Origin of the sequence: Mesorhizobium sp. M0923 (assembly GCF_040319365.1) — a bacterium.
In the GTDB taxonomy this organism is placed as follows: Bacteria; Pseudomonadota; Alphaproteobacteria; order Rhizobiales; family Rhizobiaceae; genus Mesorhizobium.
Genome location: NZ_JAMYNW010000002.1, coordinates 36,416 through 49,996 on the forward strand (window position 1 = coordinate 36,416; position 13,581 = coordinate 49,996).

Here is a 13,581-nt window from a genome sequence, read left to right on the forward strand (position 1 = left end):
GCCAGAAGCGACCTTGGTTGCAAGCCTACCAGAAATGCGTTGTGACGGAAGCATGCGCCCGCACTCCAGACACTACGATTTGAATCAAAATCGCTGGTTCGAATCAGTTCCGAAACAAGGTGCACGCTGGCGGTGTTGGCATCTTCCGCATATTAGCAATCCCTTGACTACCGTCAAAGCCGCTCCAGAATCAGGGGCATGGTTTGGGAAATTGCGGACATCAATATCGGCGATGAGGTGGCGATCACCGTGACGGTGCTGAAGCTCCTGGACGACGGAAGAGCTAGCGTCAGCATCCCCTCCTATGGTTTTCCGCATTCGATCCCTGCTCCTAAAAAGTCCAAACCAGGTGACGAGCTCCAGCTCACTGGCGAGGTCACGCGGGTCGACGAGGAAAATCGAAAGGTGACCGTGAAAGCTGGCGGGCTAATCACCGTCGATGCTGATACGATCATCGACTGGACGCCTGTCCGCCGCAAAAAGATGTCGCTCAGAGATGAGGCGGATTAGCGAACGCAGATCAAACCATCGATGCCGAAGACAAGTCCGCAAGGCCTGGCCGCCCTTGCTCTGGTGCGCGTGGCATCGAGGAGACCTGCCCGGCCGGCGTGCTGCCGATCGAGGCTGTCTTCCTGCTCTTATGGCCAAGAGCCCATGCATGAGGGTGAGGCGCTTGCCAAGGCTATCATTGAAACAGTTGAACGGCTAACTGCTTGCGGAAAGGCAATCGGCCCCAGGTGGCGCACTGTACGAAAATTACCAACTTCGTTAGCCGGGAACAAGCACTCAACATCAAACGTTTTTTTGCGCGAGAACTCTCCTCCGTTCTCCAGTCTGGCTGTAAAGGCCCGCTGCTCTGCACGGGCAGCGGGCCTGAGGGTTCGCACATGCCGCAGCGCCAGCGTACCAATCGCACCTGCCTTAGTCCTCATGATTTGGCTATTTGCCAGCGCGTTTTCGATCGGATTTGCGCAGACGAAGACCTCGACCCTTTAAGCCAACAGGGCAAAATCCTGGCGGAAACGGTAGTGGCGACTTTTCGAAATGCTCACACTGACGAGCGGGAACTGCTGAAGGCAGTCAGGTCTCATCGAGGAAATTGAGCGGCAAAATTTCACCCGACCGACAAGGTCGGGCTTGACCCATTCGGCCTTGTCCCCGGAGCAGGCCCGGGAGCTAACGAGGCCCTAACTGCCAACAAGATAGGCGTCACCGATTGCGGCGTCGCTGTGTTGACGGTCGTTTTGCGCCCTCATCATTCCGCTCTTGCATAGCAGTCCCAGTCTTCAGCCGCTGTTCCCGTAGTCTGGCCGTTTTTGCCTCCCGTGCCGTACGCTCAGTGCGGTCCTTGCTTTCCTGATGAGCAGCCATGCTTCACCTACGTTTTTTGCTGGTGCCCAAACCTTCGTCAAAACCCGCTGTTCCACTCCGGATCCTACCTCAGGGCTAACTACGCCTCTCATTTCTCCATCTATCGAGCCGCGGGCTCGGAAAACATGCTCAACATCATCGAGAACCTGTGGCTGCAGATCAGTCCCTATTTCAACATGCTGCACGATTCCGGAAACTATTCGACCGCCAACCAGCACCACCAGCAGATGTTTGCAGCGCTGCGAGACCGTAACGCGGAAGCGGTCCGCGCCGCGGTTCGCGCTGACATCGACGCGGCTTTCACAGTGCTGATCAAACTGCTGAAGTAACATTCAGGTCGCCGTAAGCGACATGCCGCCTCCATTGCTGATCAGACTTCCAGTTCTTTTTCCGCCCACTCCGCGAACTTTTCCAACTTGTCGAGCAAGCTCTCCGCTTCGGGTAATGATTTTGCCCTGATTCCGTATTGAGTTTCGTCCTTCTCATCGAGGATGCTCCGCAACCTGCTGGCCTGCGCTGCAGGAAGGCGATTTCCAAGCGCGTCGCGCATGGTTTTCACCACGGCCGCATGATCCGCGCGGTTGATCTTTCCTGCAAATCGGGCAGTGAGCGCATCGGCGTATGCTATTGCCGCATTCACGATCTGCGACATAGCCGGATTTCCGATGTCACCCGTTCCGGACATTGCCACCTCTAAACGGGCAGCCTTCAAATATGAGCGGGCGATGCGCAATCGCCCCTCGCCAAAGCCTGTCTCGACTGCTTTCGTCGCACCTCTTCTGGTCATGCCAACGCCTGCCGGCGAGTTTTTGTTGCGAGTTCGTCCGGGCGTGAACCCAAGACGAGCAGGGCATTGGCTTCGACCCCGCCCCACCACGGGTCTCGCGTGCTCGACAGCCTTGCCACATCCTCCGGAGTGAGTCCCACGACCGAGGGATTGAAGCCAAGCTTTTGACCTTGGGTCACCAGTGCCTCACGGATTTCTTGGAGCGCGCTATCTAGCTTTTCGGATGGCGTAACCACTGCGATGTCGAGATCGCTGTCTGGACGGTCCTCGCCCCTCGCTACGCTGCCGTAAATCCAGGCCGCGAGTACTTTCGGCCGAACTGCGGAGACCGCCTCAGTGATTACGGCGCGAATATTGGAATACCGAAGCGCCTCCTGCTCGAAGAGAGCTTCCAGTGATGTCGCCAGCGGATGGCGACCATTCAACCGGTAAAGACGAGCCCTGCCCGTTCCCTCCGAAGATACGATGCCAATCCCTTCCAAGGTTGCGAGAGCAGACCACACGCTTGCCCTTGCAAGCCCGCTACGAGTCGCAAGCAATGGAGAAGAAAGCAAGCCGCCGTGGCGCGACAATTCCCGGAGCAATCTTACGCTTGCTTCGGTGCCGAGCATAATGGTGAGTGGATAGCGCAAAGCGCTTTGAGCGGTCGAGCGTGCCATGCGCAAGTTCCTTCTGCTGTGGACTCATAGCACATCAAATCGTCGGATATCAAATCGGATGTTTTGTTTTCTAAACGAACGTCCTGTTGTCTGAGTCCTGGGCGGTTGCTGCGCCACGTTTGCATCTGGACCTGATGCTGGTCGCCGTCGGCCATCTGTTCAGAGGATATCGGCGGCTTGGGCAACCCGCTCCAAGTGTAGATAGTGTTCCGCGACCTGCACGGGCTCCTCAAAACGGTGGTCTTGCATGCGCACCTCCCGAGTCTCGAACACGACTCAATCCTCGGTCATGTGACAGGTTCCTGCCATGTCTGATCATATTCTGCCCGGTCAAAAGAAGCCCAAGCTAATCGTCGTAGTGGCGTTCGATCGTGGCGAGGACGGCGAACTGTTTCCCGCCTTTGGTCCCGCCGATCAGCAAAGCGAGGAACGCGCAATCCGCACCGGTCAGGCGCTCGCAGGGAAGCACGTTGGCGTAATCGCATGGAGCCGCGACGCCGACCCGGCTATTGGCGACTATGGCCCGCCGACCGTGCTATTCACCTGCGGTGACGTGCCGGATATGGAGTAAATTCAGCCCCGAGATTCCATTTCGCGGCGTTCGGAGAACTCCCCTTCACTGCCCTTCACTGGGTATTTTGTGAATCATTTATTGGGTAACGCCGCTCTTGGCGATGCGCTCTTCGAAACTCGGGGCCGGCCCGACGTGCTGAAGCACTGGCCAGCGTCCATCGCGGCGGCAGCTTCTGGGCTAAGCGGATGCCTTCTGTTACTTGCGGACGTTTGATGTGGCGCAAAGGATCAGCAGAAGCTAACATATCTTGTTCTTGGAGGCTGTCGTGCGTACGAAACGTTTCAGAAAGCCCGTCATCATTCAACCCGGCCGGATCGATCGCGACAGAGTTGTTGCGTCGGTATCCGACGCGGCCGAAGTTCTGCTGAAGGATTGGCCGAGGCCGGAGGGCAAGTCGCGGCGCGCCGCAATCGAAGCATGCCTTGCCGTAATCCGTGGAGAAAAACCACCAAGGATAGCACGCCAGGCGTTCATCGCTGCTGCCAAGGAGGCCAGGATATTGCTCGGGGAAGAAATTTAGGCTTACCCAGCACCCGTATGGCCATGCCGGAGCGCTGCTGGATTCAGCGGCTTTGTTGCTTTGTGGCATCGAGCAGAGCTTGATGTATCGATGTAGTGCGATTTTATCGACATGATTTGATTATCTGTCGAGGGCGACGATGTATCAGCTCGACTTGTCGATCGCACATTGATCGACCTCTCCTGCCCCCGCCAGGATACGAGGACGTGAAGACGCAAGCAGTGCTGAAGCTTGTGTTGTGGCGTGAGCGGCGCTTACTGAACTGCGAAGCCAGGCAGCTCATTCCCAGCCACGCCACCTGGACCATCTAGACCTGATGGCATGGCCCGAATTCGTGCACTGTCAGGCTTTGGCCTTGCGCTTTGCTGGTGCTTTCTTTGGCGGCGTTTTGGCAACCGCCCTGCGGCCGAGACCGGCAGCTTTGGCCAGCGCAGACCGCTGAGCCGCATAGCTTGGCGCTACCATAGGATAGTCCCGCGCCAAACCCCACTTGGCTCTGTACTCATCAGGTGTCATGCCAAGCAAGCCCAGGTGGCGCTTCATCGACTTGAACTTGCGCCCGTTCTCAAGGCTTATAATGTATTCGGGAAAGATCGACTTCTTAGGATTTGCCGCGGGCGTAAGTATTGGCGATGGTGCAGCGACCGGCTCATCCAGGCCAGACAACGCAGAATTAACACTGGCGATCAAATTCGGCAGATCCGCCACGGGCGTTGCGTTGCTCTGGACATAGGCTGCGACGATATCTGCTGTCATCCCTAGCAGGCTGTTGAAAAAGTGGCTCGCAGCGAGGACGTGAGCGTGATTCAGTGTCTCCGGAGAGATTCGGAGAACGAGGCATGCGCGGTGGAGACGAACGGTCTGGCGAACTGTTCAGTTATGTTGATCTCGAGGCTCGGGTGCGGCGCGATCATCCGTTGCGGCGCATTCGGGCGATTGTGAACGAGGCGCTGGCGGCGTTGGAGCGGGGCTTGGCGGCGCTGTATTCGCCGATGGGGCGGCCTTCGATCCCGCCGGAAAAGCTGCTGCGAGCGATGCTGCTACAGGCGTTCTACTCAATCCGCTCGGAGCGGCTTTTGATGGAACGGCTGGAATACGACCTTCTGTTCCGCTGGTTCGTCGGCATCGGCGTCGATGACGCGGCCTGGGACCATTCGGTGTTCTCCAAGAACCGCGACCGGCTGCTGGAGGGCGACATCGCCGCAAAGTTCCTGAGCGCGGTGCTGACGCAGCCCAAGTCAAGAGGCTTCTGTCAACGGATCACTTCTCGGTCGACGGGACGCTGATCGAGGCCTGGGCGTCGATGAAGAGCGTCAAGCCGAAGGACGGCTCGGGCGAGCCGCCGGCTGAAGGGGGCGGGCGAAACGCGGAAGCGGACTTCCATGGCCACAAGCGCTCGAACGACACACATGCCTCGACCACCGATCCGGATGCCCGGCTCTATCGCAAGGGCAAAGGCAAGGAGGCCAAGCTGTGCTTCATGGGACATGGCTTGATGGAGAACCGCCACGGCCTGCTGGTCGACGCCTGCCTGACACTGGCCGACGGACATGCTGAGCGGGTGGCCGCACTGCACATGATCGAACCTCGAGCGGAGCGGCCACAGGCGATCACGCTCGGCGCCGACAAGGCCTACGACGCGGAAGACTTCGTCAATGAGCTGCGCTCGATGAGGGTGACGCCGCATGTAGCGCAGAACAAAGCTCATGGCGGAGACCGGCTGATGGCCAAGGTCAGGGCCACCGCCGGTCGGTGGCCACCACCCAGGGTGGTTTTGATCCCAACGAGACGAGGCGCTTTTTAAGACACTGCGGCTCTGTCTGGCGAGCGCCCACGAGGCTTTGAAGCGTGAGGTCGACCGACGGCATGGGGTGTATGAAGCACCCGACGCCTTCACCCCCTACCTCTGAAAATGCCCCAACTCGTTCTCATTCAGATAGTCCACCGTCATCACCCGCGCGCGAATGCCGCCGGGGGAACCGACGAACTTCACCGATGACAGCGAGCCGGTCGGCGCGTTCTCTCCGCGGGGCGTGAGGGCGTAGGTGTCGCCGTCCCAGTGCTCGAGCGTGAACTGCATGGGCTTGGGGCCGAGTTCGAGCATCAGCTTGTCGCCATCGGCCCGCACGGTGGCGGTGTCGAAATAGTTGCTCGTATATTGGCCCTCGTAGAAGGATGGACTGCGCGCCTTGGCGGGGTTCGTCGGCTTGACCTTGCCGGCGAGGTCGCCCACCGGCTTGTAGTAGCCCATGAACCGCGGCTTCATGTAGGGATACCAGTCGCGGGTGATCTGGCCATATTGCACGATGTCCATGAAGCTGGCGGCGACCGCCTCGGCGGCGCCGACGGGGGAGCCGTTGGTGAGCACGACGATGCCGACGTCGGCCGAGGGCAAGATCTGGAAGGTGGTGCCGGCGCCGAGCAGGAAGCCGCCGGAATGGCCCATGGTGGTGCGCCCATTGGCGTTCACCCCCACATTGAAGCCATAGCCATAGGAGCTGGCCCGCGTATCGGGCGTCTCGCCGCGGTAGGTCACGCTCTGCGGTGTGATGGCGGGCTGCAGGATCTTCGGGTCGATCATGGGCTGGCCGTTATAGGTGCCGTCGCCAAGCAGCAGGATCATCCACTTGGCAAGATCCTGGACGCTGGAGGAGACGCCGCCCGCCGGCGCCTGCTGGTCGGGATCGCGGTCATAGAGCGGCTCGAACACATTCTCCGCCACGCGCGCATGCAGCAGGGCGCGGTTCTTGCCGGCGGCCATGAAGTCCTCGTGCCGATAGCTGCTCGAGCGCATACCGAGCGGATCGAACAACAGGCTCTTGGCCAGCGGCTCCCAAGGCTGTTTCTCGGCGTGGGCCACTGCCTCGGCGCCGATCGTCGTGCCGAAATTGGCGTAGTGATAGGAGATGCGGAAGGGATCGAGCGGCACCATCCACAGGCCGCCGACGATCTGCTTGCGCTGGAAGCCGAGATCCTCGAGCTCATCGCCCGCCGCCATTGGCAGGCCCGAGCGATGGGCGAAGAAATCGCCGATGGTGGCGTTGCCCGAGACATAGTCGAGATTGAGGCGGAAGCCGTCCCAGACCTTGCCGACCGCGGTATCCCAGTCGAAGCTGTGGTCCTTCGTCATGGCGATGGCGGCCACCGTGGCCGAGATCGATTTCGACACCGAGGCGACCTGGAAAATGGTAGTGCTGCTGACCCTAGAAGTGTCGTCCCGGTTGTCGCGAAGGCCATAGCCTTCGTCAAAGATCATTTTGCCGCCCTGCACCACCGCCACGGCGAAGCCGGGAACGTCGGATGCTTCCTTGACTTTCTTGACGATGTCCGACAGGGCGGCCACAGCCTTCTCGACACCGCCGGGATACAGCTGCATAGCATCCTGCGGCGGCGACGGCCCAAGCTCCGGCACGTAGGACTGCGCGGCTGCCATTGGGGCAGCATGGTAACGAGGGAAAGTACCAGGAGAGCAGCGGCCTTCTTCATTGCATGTCCTCAAACTTGCACCGGCAGATGATCGGACCATACGCGGCAAGATGAAAGATGGTTACGGTTATTTTCTACTGATATGTTTAAGTCCAAAGATCAGACAAAGACGGCGGCTGCGCGCATGTGATTTCGGGACCTGGCGAAGTATCCGCGTTACCTACCCGGGCGGCAATTGGATGGGACTGCGCGGGAGAACGTCAAGTTCCAAGGCCGGGCGGCAAATGGCATCCAATCAGGAGTTGTTCGCCAACGGGCTGGCGGCAAACCAGAAAGTCATCGAAGCCAATTATATGGCCCATCGCGAGGCCCTATGGCCTGCTGCATGGGGTCCGATGGCCGAGGGGCCGGGACGCTTCGTCTTCACCGATCTTGCCTGCGGCAGGGGGCCCGTTTGCTGTCCGTCCGGTTATTGCCGCGGGACCAGTTAAAGCCGCCATTCGGCTCACGACCTCTTCTCGGAAATACGTGGCAAGTTCACATCCCGCGGAAGCCGACATTGAACTGCCTCTCCGTTTACACGTTTGGCAAATGTTGCGAATGGAGGGAGTTGCATGTTTGAAGGTTTCTCGCTGGAGCAGATCAAACTTCCGGAAGCGACGCTCAGAGTGCGGGTTGGTGGAAGGGGCCCACCGCTTCTGATGCTGCACGGTCATCCTCGCACCCATGCCACTTGGCATCGCGTGGCGCCGATTTTGGCTGAGGAATACACCGTAATTTGCCTGATCTTCGCGGTTTCGGCCAAGCCCTTTGACATGCCTGACCATTCGGGCTCGTCTAAAAGGTCCAATGCCCGCGATTGCTTAGCCCTTATGTACTATCTGGGCTTCGATCGCTTCGGACTTGCGGGTCAGGACCGTGGGGCGTACACCGCATTTCGGACAGCAATGGATCATCCGGCATCCGTCAGCCGGCAAGCCATTCCGATCGGCATGCGCTGGCGCGATGTGACGCTCGGTTCGCATCGGCTTGGTGGCATTGGTTCTTCTTCGCTCAGCCTGAAAAGCCGGAGCAGGCTATCCTTGCCAATCCAGACGCATGATACGCGGTGATCCCGCGGAGATGGGCGCGGAGGCTTACGCTGATTTCTCGCCTCGATCCACGATCCGGCGACGGTCCACGGCGTGATCGAGGACTACAGGGCCGGGTTAGGCATAGACCGACAACATGACGAGGACGACCGAGCCGCAGGCCACGAGCCGGTCTCGGAATCCACCTCGATATGGCAGATATGGGTGGCGAAGGAGACGCCGGCGCTGTGGGCGACGAGCTCACTGTGGCCGGCGATCGGTCCGCCGGTCTCCCCGACGCGGCGTCCTCCAGCGACAGCGGCGAAAGGTTGCCGTGCGTCGCGCCCCTGGCGATCGCGTGGCCCTTTTCCCAGGCCAGGTCGTCGACCGGGATGTCCCACGTCTGCGTGGCGCGGTCCCGCAGGATCTTGATGGCGCTGCGGGCGGCGGAGATCGCCGCCATCGAAGACGAGAAGGCGCCGCGGCTGCCGTCCGTCATATCGTTGTAGCCGAGGCTGGAGGTATCGGCGACCACCGCCTTGACCTGCTCATAGGGGATACCGAGTTCCTCCGCCGCCACCAGCGAAATCGAGGCGCGAGCCGCCGATGTTGCGGGCGACGTTGATCAGCGCTGACGCCTGATTGGTCTTTGCGCAGGGAGACCGACGTAAGCCGCGGTCGAAATAGGGATGATCAGGAACGCAGTCCGATCATCAGGAAGACGCGCCCAAAAGGCAAAAAGTAGTAGCTGGCGTCGGGGTGAGCGACGTCATATGCCATAGGGCGAACGTAGCCACCACATACCCGCAGCATGGCGATGCCGCCCGGCATAATCGAGAGGCCCGACAGCGTCCCCTGTGTAGGCCAATGCCGTTTGTTGCAGCTGTGGCATGATCTGCGTTGTGCTGAACATGACGGCGCCGACTGCCATCATAACCAAGAAACATGCACCAAATTGGCGAGTGAACAGCAGGCGTATTTCGACGGTCGGATCGCCGCGGCCAATATCCCAGAAATGACTGCAAACGTCGTGATGAAGCTCGACACGAACCAGCCGTTGCGTTGGCCTTGGTCAAGGAGGATTACCGCTCTGCAATTCCAGTCGTCTTAGTATCACGGCGGCTCGCCCGAGCTCATCAACGACGCGGTCCGGTTTGGTTGGAGTCACGGGAACAAACATCGCACGTGGGAGTTGGGGCGGTCTGTTCGTATTGAGACTTTCATAATCTTGGGAGGGGATATGTCACGTGTCTTCAACCTTGGCTTGCCGGCGCTGCTCGGCGCCGCCGCGGTCACGCTTACCGCTGCTTCCGATCCGCTGCCGCCAGATCTGACCTATCGTCCATTGCCAAGCCTGCCCTTTTCTGCGGTGAAGGAGAATGACGAAGCGCAAAAACCCGCCGTGATCGAGCGGCAGCGCAAGTTGCTCGAAAGCCGTTACAACCTGGCGGACCGGCCGATGCGGGGCGTCATGATGTCGGGCGGCCGGAAAGTGGTGCAGGAGGGCGTCAGGGTCAAACTCCCGGCAGGCGAGACCTGGGACAGCCTGGCCGCCAAGACTCCCCAAGAAATCCGCGACCGTGGTTTGTTGCCGAACGGCTTCCTGCCGCTGCCGCACGTCAAGCAGGCGACCGGAGGCCAGGTCTTTCCGGAAAACCAGATCAGAGAGATCGGCGCCGATGAAGGGCGCGATCTGCGGCGCTTCGACGTCGATTTCGACCTGCCCGACTATCTTACGCCGGAATTTCCACCTCCGATATTCCTCACCACGCATCCCGAACTGGGGGATGTGTCGCGCGGTGATCTGCTGACGATCCGCAACTTCTACGAATATATGAACGGCATCATCACACCCGTACAAATGGAAGGACTGCGTCTGCTGCTGACGCCCTTCCCGCAGGAGGAATTCAATCAGACCGAGGACAGAAAGGTCGCGATGCAAAGCATGGGTGTGGCATGCCTCGACTGCCATGCGAATTTCCATACCAACGCAGCCTTTCACCTGACGCCGGACGTCCGGCCACAAGCCGAGCGCTTTCGGCTCGACACAACCAGCCTACGCGGCCTGTTCAATCAGCAGATTCATGGCTCCAAGCGCTCGCTGCGCTCAGTCGAGGACTTCACGGAATTCGAGCAGCGCACCGCCTACTTCAACGGCGATCACGTGAGCGCCACCCGCAAAGGGGTGAATCTGCCCGACCGCACGAACCAGGTGGCGATGATGGCGCAGATGCAGAATATCATCGATTTTCCGCCGGCGCCGAAGCTCGACCCGTTCGGGCGGCTTGACCCGGCCACCGCAAGTGCGCAGGAGCTCAAGGGCGAGCAGGTGTTCATGGGCAAGGGCCGCTGCGCCGAGTGTCATGTTCCAGGGTTGTCATTCATGGACAACAACATGCACGACCTGAAGCTCGAGCGGTTCTACAAGATCGGCGAGACCTTCAACGACCAGGTCGCCATACTGGATGGGCCGATAAAGACCTTCACACTGCGCGGGATCAAGGATTCTCCGCCCTATCTGCATGACGGCCGCCTAATGACGCTTGGCGATACCGTTGAGTTCTTCAACTTGGTGCTCGGAACGAAGCTTGACCAGCCGGAAAAGGATTCACTCGTGGCTTACCTGCTCACTCTCTGAACGAGCGAAAGAGCCGCTGCCGGGGGCCCGCCTTCGGCGCGGAATGGAGGACACTCATGCGTGCTGCCGCAATCACCTTCGCCGTGGGGCTGTCGCCTTGTTGTGCGATGGCGCAGATCGGCAATCCGGCCGGCCTTGCTCCCGACACGAGGATGGAGAAGCCCGGAGTTCCAGCGCCGAACCAGACGAATTATCAGGATCGGCTTTTCGCCCAGCTGGTCACGGCTGGCGGCAGGGCCGAGGTGGAACTGGGTCGGCTCGCGGCCGAAAAGACAAGCCATGATGGGGTGAGCGCATTTGCAAATCGAATGGTCGAAGATCACGACGAGGCAAATAAACAGCTGAAATCCGTCGCGGACAAGAGCGAGATTCCGCTTCCCGAAGAGCTCGACCCTGATCATAAGAAAATCCGCGCTGATCTCGAAAAGCAGGACGGCGTCGCGTTCGATCTTGCTTATCTGGCGGCGCAGATCCTCGACCACCAGAAAACAGCGCAGCTTCTGGCTTGGGAGATTGGCTCCGGCGAAGATCCAGAGCTCCAGCACTTCGCCTCAGACAACCTACCAAAGGTGCTCGAGCACCTCGATATGGCGCGCACGCTGCACGCGGAACTGGCGGGACAAGCCTTGCTCGCAGCGGAAGCGCAAAAGAGCAAATAAACTGCCGGCCACATCTGCAACGTGAACAGTGCTTACGATTGCACGCGAGCCGCCAAACGCGTCAATCTTAGCTGTTGTGGCCATTCGGCGAGCTCCGCCTGTCAGACGGCCCTTTAATTGCGGGTGGTTGTCAATCCGGATCTCGCACTGCCATCGCCGGGGTCATGGTCCTTTCCGAGGTCGAGTGCCTCATGATGATGTTCGGGTCGGGCGCCTCAACGTTTCCAACGAGATGCAGATGAACTGCTGTCAGCCGTTTGACCGAGGTCGCCGCAACCACCGTCCCGGCGGGGGACATCACGAGTTCCGCAAAGGGCCCGCGATTGGGATCGAGTGCGGATCTGTTACGCCATCTTTTCGCTGCCCCACTCGAAGCTGGTGCCGTCGACCCAAATGCAATGAAGCAGAACCGCGATCTTCCGTGCGACCGCCACCTTTGCCTTCTTCAAGCCGATCCGCCTCGACAGACGCATCCCCCAGGCTTTCAGCGTGGACCATTTCTTCGTCCGGTGCAGGAGGACACTGGCTGCTTCGTAGAGATAGGTTCGCAACAGTCGATCGCCCCAGCGTGAGACGCGGCCATTGATATCCGTTTCGCCGTCGTCTTCACGAGCGAGATGCCGGACTTGCCGATCGAGCTTCTCCTGTTCACAGCAGACCTGCTCGTGGACAGATAGAAGGGCCTGAACCAACGACCGAAGCGGATGCCCGTCAGCAACCAGCTCCCAAACCTTTCGCCGGAACTGTGACCCAATCGATCGACTGAACTGCAGCCCGTATTCCTTCAGCATGGACCGTGTCTGGTTTTCGAGATCGCGCCGGATCTCAACAAGTCTTGACCGTGCGACGAGCATGGATCTGGTGGCCTGACTCTCCGCGCTTTTGACCTTCACTTCCCGATACCAACCGACGTGAACCAGCTCGGCCAGGCCGCGGGCATCGTTCTCATCACTTTTGTTCATTCGAACTGAAAGTGCCGCCTTCGCATGCCGAGCATCAATGCAGACGACCGGCAATCCGACCCGCTTGAGCTCATGCCAGAGCCAGCTGGACATGGCCCGTCTCGAATCGGATGCGCTCGGCGTGAGGTGCCCGTTTGCGGAGCAACTCGGTCAGTGCTCCCGGATCGGACTTCACCTTCCCTTGGAAGATAGGCCTTCCAGCATCATCGTCGACGCAAACGCTGGTCTCTCGCTGCGACACATCCAATCCGACATTGCTTCAGCCTTAGGATGGCTGGCGTATATTAGAAGCCTCTTGAAGAAGACACTGCCCGCACCAGAATCCATGGCATGGCTCGGGGAATAGGCATTGGTGACCAAGTGGCGATTACTGCCACGGTTCGAAGGCGGATAACAGAGGACCGCGTAAGCGTCTCTATCCCAGGTTACGAGTTCCCACATTCCATCATCGACCACACCAAGGTGAAGCCGAGGCCAGCAAATTGACCTGAAAGGCGAGGTCACGCGCAGCGACGAGGACACCGACGGTCGACCTCGGGCCACTAGTCACGGTCGACCGTGACAAGCGAGAAATATCGGCCGCCAAAACGACCAAAGGCACTTGTCGATGCCCCGGATTAGAACCGACAACATCGCCACAGGCTATAAGGGCAGGCCGCATGACGGGCCGGTAGAGGACGAATCGAAGCACTTTATCTACTGCCCAGTCTGCGGCCAAACGTTCGACGCGCGCGATCTTGGACAGGTGTTCCACCACGCTGAGCCGCAGCACGAGCCGCTTCCGGTCGAGCAATAGTCCACTAGTTGAGCTCCGGCGGCAAACCGACGTTGAGACCCTTCTGCGCCAGCGACGTACGTTGGATGAGAAAAGGGTGCTGCGTGCACCGCGCCTTCCCCGCGCGCCGATGTTCCACC

General features: G+C 59.7%; 13 protein-coding genes and 3 pseudogenes. 8 read left to right on the forward strand and 8 right to left on the reverse strand.

Features of this window, described 5'->3' with window-relative positions:
• Positions 1-198: 198 nt before the first annotated feature.
• Both NKH89_RS03885 and NKH89_RS03890 read left to right on the forward strand, forming a co-directional pair.
• A complete protein-coding gene (locus NKH89_RS03885; protein WP_352908429.1) occupies positions 199-510 on the forward strand; it encodes a hypothetical protein in 312 nt (103 codons plus the stop codon).
• An 815-nt stretch (positions 511-1,325) separates the two neighbouring features.
• A complete protein-coding gene (locus tag NKH89_RS03890; protein WP_352791797.1) occupies positions 1,326-1,700 on the forward strand; it encodes an FCD domain-containing protein in 375 nt (124 codons plus the stop codon).
• A gap of 41 nt (positions 1,701-1,741) precedes the next feature.
• On the opposite strand, the gene NKH89_RS03895 is transcribed toward NKH89_RS03890, so the two are convergent.
• On the reverse strand, positions 1,742-2,158 hold the full coding sequence (locus NKH89_RS03895; RefSeq protein WP_023722279.1) for a hypothetical protein: 417 nt from the start codon (positions 2,156-2,158) through the stop codon (positions 1,742-1,744).
• Entirely contained in the window at positions 2,155-2,817 is a 663-nt protein-coding gene (locus NKH89_RS03900; protein ID WP_352791776.1) for a nucleotidyltransferase domain-containing protein, read from the reverse strand. The genes NKH89_RS03895 and NKH89_RS03900 overlap by 4 nt, the downstream gene beginning before the upstream one ends.
• A gap of 307 nt (positions 2,818-3,124) precedes the next feature.
• Here NKH89_RS03900 and NKH89_RS03905 point away from each other — a divergent pair, with 307 nt between their 5' ends.
• Positions 3,125-3,388: a hypothetical protein gene (locus tag NKH89_RS03905; protein ID WP_023722282.1), complete on the forward strand. Its 264-nt coding sequence runs from the start codon at positions 3,125-3,127 to the stop codon at positions 3,386-3,388.
• Between the two features lie 55 nt (positions 3,389-3,443).
• Here NKH89_RS03905 and NKH89_RS35735 read toward each other — a convergent pair whose 3' ends face one another.
• On the reverse strand, positions 3,444-3,980 hold the full coding sequence (locus tag NKH89_RS35735; RefSeq protein ID WP_502896863.1) for a hypothetical protein: 537 nt from the start codon (positions 3,978-3,980) through the stop codon (positions 3,444-3,446).
• 273 nt (positions 3,981-4,253) lie between these two features.
• Complete coding sequence (locus NKH89_RS03915; protein WP_023722284.1) at positions 4,254-4,667, reverse strand: Ros/MucR family transcriptional regulator; 414 nt, start codon at positions 4,665-4,667, stop codon at positions 4,254-4,256.
• 83 nt (positions 4,668-4,750) lie between these two features.
• Between NKH89_RS03915 and NKH89_RS03920 the strand changes: the two are divergent.
• Positions 4,751-5,610, forward strand: a pseudogene (locus NKH89_RS03920) (IS5 family transposase); the annotation flags it as partial.
• Between the two features lie 201 nt (positions 5,611-5,811).
• Here the strand turns inward: NKH89_RS03920 and NKH89_RS03925 are convergent.
• A complete protein-coding gene (locus NKH89_RS03925; protein ID WP_051409760.1) occupies positions 5,812-7,344 on the reverse strand; it encodes a serine hydrolase in 1,533 nt (510 codons plus the stop codon).
• 607 nt (positions 7,345-7,951) lie between these two features.
• Here NKH89_RS03925 and NKH89_RS03930 point away from each other — a divergent pair.
• A complete protein-coding gene (locus NKH89_RS03930; protein WP_352908430.1) occupies positions 7,952-8,449 on the forward strand; it encodes an alpha/beta fold hydrolase in 498 nt (165 codons plus the stop codon).
• A gap of 143 nt (positions 8,450-8,592) precedes the next feature.
• Here NKH89_RS03930 and NKH89_RS03935 read toward each other — a convergent pair.
• Both NKH89_RS03935 and NKH89_RS35740 read right to left on the reverse strand, forming a co-directional pair.
• Positions 8,593-9,008, reverse strand: a pseudogene (locus tag NKH89_RS03935) (molybdopterin cofactor-binding domain-containing protein); the annotation flags it as partial.
• Positions 9,004-9,419 (reverse strand): annotated as a pseudogene (locus tag NKH89_RS35740) (DHA2 family efflux MFS transporter permease subunit); the annotation flags it as partial. The pseudogenes NKH89_RS35740 and NKH89_RS03935, both read right to left, overlap by 5 nt.
• 228 nt (positions 9,420-9,647) lie before the next feature.
• Here NKH89_RS35740 and NKH89_RS03940 point away from each other — a divergent pair.
• On the forward strand, positions 9,648-11,045 hold the full coding sequence (locus tag NKH89_RS03940) for a cytochrome B6 (RefSeq protein WP_352908431.1): 1,398 nt from the start codon (positions 9,648-9,650) through the stop codon (positions 11,043-11,045).
• A 56-nt stretch (positions 11,046-11,101) separates the two neighbouring features.
• Positions 11,102-11,704, forward strand: coding sequence for a DUF4142 domain-containing protein (locus NKH89_RS03945; protein WP_031193942.1), 603 nt, complete (start codon positions 11,102-11,104; stop codon positions 11,702-11,704).
• A 344-nt stretch (positions 11,705-12,048) separates the two neighbouring features.
• Here NKH89_RS03945 and NKH89_RS03950 read toward each other — a convergent pair whose 3' ends face one another.
• A complete protein-coding gene (locus NKH89_RS03950) occupies positions 12,049-12,759 on the reverse strand; it encodes an IS110 family transposase (protein ID WP_502896864.1) in 711 nt (236 codons plus the stop codon).
• A gap of 514 nt (positions 12,760-13,273) precedes the next feature.
• On the opposite strand from NKH89_RS03950, the gene NKH89_RS03955 reads away from it, so the two are divergent.
• Positions 13,274-13,462: a hypothetical protein gene (locus tag NKH89_RS03955; RefSeq protein WP_023718729.1), complete on the forward strand. Its 189-nt coding sequence runs from the start codon at positions 13,274-13,276 to the stop codon at positions 13,460-13,462.
• Positions 13,463-13,581: the final 119 nt, after the last annotated feature.

Excerpts from the sequence above, each read along its gene's own strand:
- NKH89_RS03915 (WP_023722284.1), bottom strand. The coding sequence starts at position 4,667 with ATGACAGCAGATATCGTCGCAGCCTATGTCCAGAGCAACGCAACGCCC.
- NKH89_RS03930 (WP_352908430.1), top strand. The coding sequence starts at position 7,952 with ATGTTTGAAGGTTTCTCGCTGGAGCAGATCAAACTTCCGGAAGCGACG.
- NKH89_RS03945 (WP_031193942.1), top strand. The coding sequence starts at position 11,102 with ATGCGTGCTGCCGCAATCACCTTCGCCGTGGGGCTGTCGCCTTGTTGT.
- NKH89_RS03900 (WP_352791776.1), bottom strand. The coding sequence starts at position 2,817 with ATGGCACGCTCGACCGCTCAAAGCGCTTTGCGCTATCCACTCACCATT.
- NKH89_RS03925 (WP_051409760.1), bottom strand. The coding sequence starts at position 7,344 with ATGGCAGCCGCGCAGTCCTACGTGCCGGAGCTTGGGCCGTCGCCGCCG.
- NKH89_RS03895 (WP_023722279.1), bottom strand. The coding sequence starts at position 2,158 with ATGACCAGAAGAGGTGCGACGAAAGCAGTCGAGACAGGCTTTGGCGAG.
- NKH89_RS03940 (WP_352908431.1), top strand. The coding sequence starts at position 9,648 with ATGTCACGTGTCTTCAACCTTGGCTTGCCGGCGCTGCTCGGCGCCGCC.
- NKH89_RS03905 (WP_023722282.1), top strand. The coding sequence starts at position 3,125 with ATGTCTGATCATATTCTGCCCGGTCAAAAGAAGCCCAAGCTAATCGTC.
- NKH89_RS03955 (WP_023718729.1), top strand. The coding sequence starts at position 13,274 with ATGCCCCGGATTAGAACCGACAACATCGCCACAGGCTATAAGGGCAGG.
- NKH89_RS03885 (WP_352908429.1), top strand. The coding sequence starts at position 199 with ATGGTTTGGGAAATTGCGGACATCAATATCGGCGATGAGGTGGCGATC.
- NKH89_RS03950 (WP_502896864.1), bottom strand. The coding sequence starts at position 12,759 with ATGTCCAGCTGGCTCTGGCATGAGCTCAAGCGGGTCGGATTGCCGGTC.
- NKH89_RS35735 (WP_502896863.1), bottom strand. The coding sequence starts at position 3,980 with ATGCCACAAAGCAACAAAGCCGCTGAATCCAGCAGCGCTCCGGCATGG.